Below are 5,682 nucleotides of genomic sequence, written 5' to 3'. Positions count from 1 at the left end.
GCCGGCGCGATCTCGTGCAGCCCGTCCGTGCGGCCGGAGGCAATCTCCTGCGCGAGCCGGCGCAGCGCCGCGTCGCCGATCGAGCCTGCAACGCCGCCCTTCAGGCTCGCGACGATCCCCGCGACCAGCACGAAGCCCATCGCCGCGATGTTCAGCGCGAGCGAGATCATCCGCGCGCTCATGTCGATGCCCGACGCCATCCCGGCCCGCGAGCTCGGCACCGCGCCCGTCGTCGTGTTGGTCACCGGCGTGTTCGTGAGCCCGAGCCCGATGCCGGCGATCACGCAGCCGGGCAGCATCGTGATCCAGCTTGCATGGTCGGCCGCGCTGCCGATCCGCATCAGCGCGAAACCCGCCGCGATCGTGAACAGGCCGCCCGGGATCACGACACCCGGCCCGTAGCGCAGCGCGAGCCGTTCGCCGAACGGCGGCGCGACCAGCGTCGGCAACGTGTATGCGAGCAATGCGAGGCCGGCCGTCACGCTGTCGTAGCCGAGCGCGACCTGGAACCAGATCGGCAGGTAGATCATGAACGGCCAGAAGCTGAAGTTCATCCCCATCGAGCCGAAGATCGCGCCGCTGAACGCGCGAATCCGGAACACCGAGAAGTCGAACATCGGCCGCGCACTGGCGCGTTCCGCGATGACGAAGCCGGCCAGCGCCAGCACGGTCGCGCCGAGCACGCCGAGGCCGGCGGCGCTCGTGAGCCCAAGCTCCGCGCTTTGCGTGATATAGAACGCCAGGCCGAGCACCGCGAGCGACAGCGTGACGATGCCTGCCACGTCGAGCCTGCCCGCATGCGGATCGCGCGACTCCTGCACCGCGCCGCCGATCAGCACGAGCGCGATGGCCGCGAGCGGCGCATGGACGAGGAACACCCACGGCCAGCTTGCCAGTGCGACGATCGCGCCGCCGACGATCGGCCCGAAACCGAGCCCGATGCCGAACACGATCCCCCAGATCCCGAACGCGCGGCCACGCTCGCGGCCCTCGCGAAACTGGTGCGACAGCACTGCAATCTGGCAGATCAGCATTGCGCCGCCGCTCGCGCCCTGCAACAGCCGGCCGGCGACGAGCACCGGCACGTTCGGCGCGAGCCCGCACAGCAGCGACGTCGCACCGAACAGCACGGTGCCGATCACGTACACGCGCTTGCGGCCGAACCGGTCGGCAAGCGTGCCGGCCGCCATCAGCACGGTCGTGCACGCGATCGTGTACGCATTCATGATCCACTGCATGCCGTTGAAATCGCCATGCAGCACGTGTTCGAGCGTCGGCAGGATCACCGGCACGCTCGAGATTTCGAGGCCGAACATCAGCGACGTGAGACAGACGGCCGCGAGTGCGACCGCATTCCTGCGGGAGTCGGATAGCGTCATGCGTATTGCGCCGCGGCCCGGCAACGGGCCGCGCGCCTCCAGGTGAGAAGGATTCGCCGCGTGCGGCCGGCGACGCACGCTGGACGGGAATCGGTACTATAGTGAGAATTTCCATCCCCATTGACGCACGCACTTCTCCAGACTGGGGAACTGCAGGACTCAATCACTCCACCCTTCCATGACCGACAGACTCGACGGCGTGACGACCTTCGTCCAGGTAGTGGAATCGGGCAGCTTCGCGCTCGCCGCGGAGCGGCTCGACATGACGCGTTCGGCCGTCGGCAAGGCGGTCGCGCGGCTCGAGAAGCGGCTCGGCGCGCGGCTGCTGCAGCGCACGACGCGCAGCCAGAGCCTGACCGACGACGGCCAGGCGTACTACGACCGCTGCGTGCGTGCGCTCGCGGAACTGGAAGCGGCGGAAGCCGACCTCGATTGCGGTCGCAACGAGCCGCGCGGCAAGCTGCGCCTGAGCGTGCCGCTCGCATTCGGGCACCACTGCGTGACGCCCATCGTGCTCGATCTCGCGCGCACCTATCCGCATTTGCGGATCGATGTATCGATCACCGACCGCTTCGTCGATCTCGTCGAGGAAGGCATCGACCTCGCGGTGCGGATCGGCACGCTCGCGGACAGCACGAGCCTCGCGGTGCGGCGGCTCGGCACGCAATACGGCAGCCTCGGCGCGGCGCCGTCGTATCTCGCCCGCTACGGGATGCCGAAGACGCTCGACGACCTGAAAGACCACCGGACGATCGCGTATTCGCGCTCGGGCGTGATTCAACCGTGGGACTTGCGCGCGCTGGACGGCTCGACGGTACGTGTCGACATGCCGCATCAGCTCAGTTTCGACGACGTGCAGGCGATCGCGGCCGCCGGTGCGTCGGGGTTCGGGATCGCGTGGCTGCCGAGCTGGCTGCTCGATCATTACGTGAAGCGCGGCGAGATGACGGTCGTGCTCGACCGCTGCTTCGTCTGCGAAGGCGACATCCACGCGATCTGGCCGAAAACGCGCTACCTGCCGCGCAAGACGCGCTGCGTGATCGACGCGCTCGCGCAGGCGATTCCGCCGATGATCGAGCGATGAGCGGGACGGGTAGGCATCGCGACGGGGATCGCGCCACGCCCGCCCTGCCCGCGCTATTTCGCGTCGCCGCCGTCGATCGCCAGCATGCGCCGGCGGCGCGCGCGGGCGAGTGCCGCCGGCGCGAAGTGCAGCACGACCAGCCGCGTCAGATGATGAGACAGGACGAACACGACGTTCAACCCGCCGCCATAGGCGACGATCGTGATCGTCTCGATGGCCCCGGGCGCATACGAGAGCCACAGCGGCAGCACCCCGTAGCCGGACAGCCGCGCCATCCCCCACGCGAACGCACCGGCCACCATCAGCATCAGCGCGATGCATGCCAGGCCGGTTCGGCCGTATCGCAGCCCGTCCGCCAGTGTGATCTGCCGGAACTGCGCGCCGATCAACGCGCCCAGGATGACCGACGCCGCATCGACGCACCACGCCGGCACCTCGAAGTCATGCAGCCATCCCGCGCGCACGAACACGCCGGTCAGCACGATGGCCGTGATCATGAACGGCGCCGGAACACCGAGCCCGAGCAACGTCCGCCCGGCCAGCACGCACAGCGCCACCAACGCGGCCAGCGCCAGCCACGTCTCGACCGGCAATGCAGCGACCGCCGCTTGCTGCGGCGCGCCCACCTGCGCCGGAATGAAGCAACTGACCAGGATCGTGATCGACAGGAGCCGTACGAGATGCACGACGATCACCTTGGCCGACGCGCGCTCGGATTCCAGCAGGTCGAATACCGCGGCGAGTGCGCCGGGATAGACGGCCAGCAGTGAATCGGCCCGGTTCCAGCCCGAGACGCGGGACAGCCAAAGACTGCCGACCACGATCTGCGTGGCCAGGCACACGAGCAGGACGCCCAGGCTCGGCACGATCGAGACGACCATCTGCGTGTCCCACGACCTGAACAGCAAGCCCGTTGCCGTGCCGAGCACGATCTGCACGAACTCGAGGCCGAAGCGCAGCCTCGGCGCGAAACCGAACCGGCTGGTCGCGATCGACGCGGCGAGAATCGCGCCGAGCAGCAGGCCATGCGGGACGCCCGCAACCCGCAGCACGAGCCCGACCGCGGTCAGGCCGGCAAGATACGCGAGTGTCTTCATCGGGAAGCGACCCGGCTGTCGACCAGGCTCCGGCTTATCCACATGGGAATGTAATTATTAGCAGTTAAAATGAAATGTCGAACCAAAAAACAGATCGGCTGATTATTCAGAATTTAATCATTCATTATTTACGTATCAAATCAAGATACAGCGACACACGTGCCAACTCACGCAGAAACACCGAGTGCGCAACGAATCCATCAGGAAAAGCAGTTGATGCACGAATGTCGCCCATCGAGCGACAGCCACGAACCCGGACGCCAATAGACGCCCTGACCGATAGCCGAACTCGTGATTCATTTCGCGGAACCCGCGCAACCGAGGCGGTTCAGCGCCTCGTCCGTGCACCACGGACGGGCGGCCACGGCGACGACGCCCGTGCGCACCATCGGAAAGTCCGAACGCAGGCAACATCGCACCCTGCCACATGCTTATCCCAGACTTTTATCGAATAGCGTCATTTTCATCCACGCTTTCGATACGACGACTTTAAACCCTCGAATCGACGTCAATCAAACTTTGTTTGACGATATTAATGGCTTTGCCGATTCCATGGCAAGCAGAAACCCTCATCCACCACCCGCGAATCCGGAAATTATTATTGAGACTTTCATCCATTCCCGGCAGTTGTGATTTAACGCGACTGATGGTAATGCGAGCTACCGCGAGTCCGACACTGGAAGCGTGCCGACCTCGAAAAAAAACGGCGCATGCCGAAGCATGCGCCGCCTTCCCGGTTGCCGGCCCCGTGCCAGCGGTTCAATCCGCGCCCAGCGCCGCCAGAGGATGCGCGAACAGCTTCCACGGCGACGTGAGGAAATGCCGCACGCGTTCGGCGCGCAGCTCGACGAGCGACGCGGGCGCCCAGCGCGGCTTGCGATCCTTGTCGACGAGATGCGCGCGCACGCCTTCGCAGAAGTCGCCTTCCTCGATCGCGCGCGCGACGATGCCGAGCTCCATCCGGAACGATTCGGCCAACGTCATCTGCCGGCCGCGCAGCAACGCCTCGCGCGTCACGTACAGCATCGTCGGCGAATGGCCGGTGAGCGCATCGAGCGTCGCCTGCAGCCATTGACGGTGCTCGCGCGACAGTTCCTCGCGCGCAAGATCCTGCGTCAGCGTCGCGACGATCCGCTCGACGGTCGAGCGCTTGTCGAAGTGACGCACGATCCACGGCATCTGGCCGTCGAGCGCCGCATGCGGCACGACGTTGCACGGCGGCTCGAACACCTTGCGCAGCAACGGCAGCGCATCGCCTTCCCACTTGACGCTTTCGATGCGCGTCTCGAACGTGTCGAGCCATGCGGACGGCACGCACAGATCCGCCAGCTTCGCGGTCAGCGCGTCGGCGCCCGACAGCATCGCGCCGGTCAGCCCGACGTACAGTTCGAGTTCGACCGGCATGCGCGACAGGAAATGCGTCGCGCCGACGTCGGGCACGAGGCCGATGCGCGTCTCCGGCATCGCGATCTTGCTGCGCTCGGTCGCGACGCGCAGCGCCGCACCCTGTGCGAGGCCCATGCCGCCGCCCATCGTCACGCCGTCCATCAGCGCGACCACCGGCTTCGGGAACGTATGGATCGCGTAGTCGAGACGATATTCGTCGACGAAGAACGGCAGCCAGGTTTCGCGCTGCGCGACCATCCGGTACAGCGCGCGCACGTCGCCGCCCGCGCAGAAACCCTTCTCGCCGGCGCCGCGCAGCACGACCGCGACGATCTGGTCGTCGTCACGGCAGCGCTCGAGCAGCGCGGCCAGCTCGCCGATCATCGCGTACGACAGCGCATTGAGCGCGGCCGGCCGGTTCAGCGTGATCAGCGCCACGCGATTCACCACGCGAAACAGCACCTCGGGTGCGTGCTCCGCGAACGCGTCGTGATTCGTCACCGGCGTGCTCATCGTTGCGGCTCTCCGTCGGTATTCCACTGCGGCGCGCGCTTGCCGAGAAATGCGGCCACGCCTTCGCGCGGATCGTTCGTCTCGAACAGGTCGACGAAACGTTCGCGCTCGACCGCAAGCGCCGCGCTGCGCGGCACGCCGCGGCGCGCGAGGCCGATCAGCTCCTTGCTGTACGCGACCGCGTGCGGGCTCTGCCGCGCGACGTTGCGCGCGAGCGCCAGCA

5 protein-coding genes and 1 pseudogene are annotated in these 5,682 nt (G+C 66.7%); 2 read left to right on the top strand and 4 right to left on the bottom strand.

Going from position 1 to position 5,682, the window contains the following annotated elements:
* On the bottom strand, positions 1-1,379 hold a 1,379-nt coding region (locus G3N93_RS32665), incomplete at its 3' end, for an MFS transporter (protein ID WP_206134810.1).
* A gap of 178 nt (positions 1,380-1,557) precedes the next feature.
* Here G3N93_RS32665 and G3N93_RS32660 point away from each other — a divergent pair.
* Positions 1,558-2,463: a LysR family transcriptional regulator gene (locus G3N93_RS32660; RefSeq protein ID WP_174985660.1), complete on the top strand. Its 906-nt coding sequence runs from the start codon at positions 1,558-1,560 to the stop codon at positions 2,461-2,463.
* 53 nt (positions 2,464-2,516) lie between these two features.
* On the opposite strand, the gene G3N93_RS32655 is transcribed toward G3N93_RS32660, so the two are convergent.
* On the bottom strand, positions 2,517-3,560 hold the full coding sequence (locus G3N93_RS32655; protein WP_174985662.1) for an AbrB family transcriptional regulator: 1,044 nt from the start codon (positions 3,558-3,560) through the stop codon (positions 2,517-2,519).
* A 291-nt stretch (positions 3,561-3,851) separates the two neighbouring features.
* Here G3N93_RS32655 and G3N93_RS32650 point away from each other — a divergent pair, with 291 nt between their 5' ends.
* Positions 3,852-4,193: a hypothetical protein gene (locus tag G3N93_RS32650; protein ID WP_206134809.1), complete on the top strand. Its 342-nt coding sequence runs from the start codon at positions 3,852-3,854 to the stop codon at positions 4,191-4,193.
* A 126-nt stretch (positions 4,194-4,319) separates the two neighbouring features.
* Here G3N93_RS32650 and G3N93_RS32645 read toward each other — a convergent pair whose 3' ends face one another.
* Positions 4,320-5,459, bottom strand: a complete 1,140-nt coding sequence (locus tag G3N93_RS32645; protein ID WP_174985664.1) for an enoyl-CoA hydratase/isomerase family protein — start codon at positions 5,457-5,459, stop codon at positions 4,320-4,322.
* Positions 5,456-5,682: pseudogene (locus G3N93_RS32640) on the bottom strand (enoyl-CoA hydratase); the annotation flags it as partial. The gene G3N93_RS32645 and the pseudogene G3N93_RS32640, both read right to left, overlap by 4 nt.

This window comes from Burkholderia sp. Se-20378, assembly GCF_017104665.1.
Taxonomy (GTDB): domain Bacteria; phylum Pseudomonadota; class Gammaproteobacteria; order Burkholderiales; family Burkholderiaceae; genus Burkholderia; species Burkholderia lata.
The sequence above is the reverse complement of the archived record's forward strand: the minus strand, read 5'-3'. Positions and strand labels throughout refer to the sequence as shown.